Annotated in this window: 2 protein-coding genes; both read right to left on the bottom strand. The window is 66.5% G+C overall.

Translation table 11 applies throughout. The features are described from left to right. Positions 1–662 (bottom strand): DUF6542 domain-containing protein (locus tag NA5_RS29200; RefSeq protein WP_174555286.1); only part of this gene is annotated, 662 nt, incomplete at its 3' end. Between the two features lie 56 nt (positions 663–718). Then, positions 719–1719 (bottom strand): DNA recombination protein RmuC (locus tag NA5_RS29195; RefSeq protein WP_062991779.1); only part of this gene is annotated, 1001 nt, incomplete at its 5' end.

Genomic DNA, 1719 nt, shown 5'->3' with positions numbered 1-1719 from the left:
CGCGGCGGGGTATCCGCTACTTCCGAACTGCCGCGCCGACTCGGGCGCGGCAGATGCAGATCGGTATCGAGGTCGGCGGTGTCGACCTGCGGACGGCGGGTGCGGCGGCGCGCGGCATCGGCGATCGAACCGCCCTCGGTGCGCTCCGACCTGGTGCGTTTGGGGGCGCTGCTGCGGCCCCAGCTGGTGCCGCGACGGGATTCGTTGGCGCGTCCGGCGGCTTCCTCGCGCCGATGTAGCAGAATCCGCCCGGCGCCGATGGCCAGCACCAGCACGGTGGCCAGCGCCATGATCGGGAACCGATTGACCAGCGGGATCGCCAGATTCAGCAAGATGTCCTTGAGGCCGGTCGAAGCGTGACCGATCAGCTGCTGATAAGCCAGCGGCACCGCGACGAACAGCAACAGCGGCGGCAGCACCATCGTCGTGAAGAGCCCGCGATAGCGAACGGCGAGCACCGCCGCGACGCAACCAAGGACGTACAACGTGTTGAACGTCCCGGTCAGCTCGTCATTCTCGCCGTGGGCATCGATCAGGAACCCCAAAAACGTGCACGCCACCGCGATCAGAACCGCCGCCCCGGCCGGAATACCCGGCACCGAGGGCAGGATCGAACGATGCGGCGCGGGCACCCGGGTTCGCACACGTTGGGAAGCAGCCACACCATGACACTAACTGCCGCCGCGCTCGGCGGCGTTACGGCACGGCCGTCGCAGGGCTAATCGTCGGCGTCGGCGAAGCCGACGGCCCGCGGCAGTGAATCGACCCGGTGGATTGCCGGTACCTCCTGTTCGGCGATTTCAAGATCGTGGAGTTTGCGTGCGGTGACCATCACCCGCGACTCGACCGAGGCGACGGTGTAGTTGAAAGCGTCTACGGCCTTACCGAGTTGCGCGCCGAGGCGATCCAGATGTCGTCCGGTCATGCCGAGCCGGTTGTAGAGCTCACGACCCAATTGCTGAATGGTTGCCATATCGCGGGACAGCGCCTCCTGCCGCCAGCCGAAGGCGACCGTGCGCAGCAACGCGATCAAAGTCGTCGGAGTAGCGAGGATCACGTTGCGGCCGAATGCGTACTCGAGTAGGCCGGAATCGGTGGTCAGTGCGGCATCGAGGAATGGATCGCCCGGGACGAACAGCACAACGAACTCCGGCGCGGGATCGAAGGCCAGCCAATACGCCTTATCCGCCAGTTGATCGACATGGGCACGCAGATGTTTGGCATGGCGGCCGAGCAGTTCGGCGCGCTCATCCGGGTCGTCGGCCATGGTGGCGTCGAGATAGGCGGTGAACGGGACCTTCGCGTCCACCACGATCTGCCTGCCGCCTGCGAGATTGACCACGAGGTCCGGTCGCACCATGCCGGTGCGCTCGGTCGCGCCGTCGCTGCGCGCGGCCCGGCTCACCTGGGTGTCGAAATCGCAGTGCCGGGTCATGCCCGCCAGTTCCACCACCCGCTCCAACTGGATCTCCCCCCAGCGCCCGCGCACCTGCGGGGCGCGCAGTGCGGCCACCAGCTGACTGGTCTGGGTTGTGAGCTGATGTGACGTGCGCTGCATCCCAGCGACCTGTTCGCGCAGACTCGAATAGGCATTGATGCGATGATGTTCGACCTGCTGAATGTGCTGGTTCAGCGCGCCGACGGCCTCGCGCAGCGGATCGACCATCGCACCGATGGCATGCGAATGTCGGCGTGCCGCATCCTCATTCGCCGCCGTGA

The organism is Nocardia anaemiae NBRC 100462 (assembly GCF_001612725.1).
GTDB lineage: Bacteria > Actinomycetota > Actinomycetes > Mycobacteriales > Mycobacteriaceae > Nocardia > Nocardia anaemiae.
This window is presented reverse-complemented; position numbering and strand designations above follow the sequence as displayed.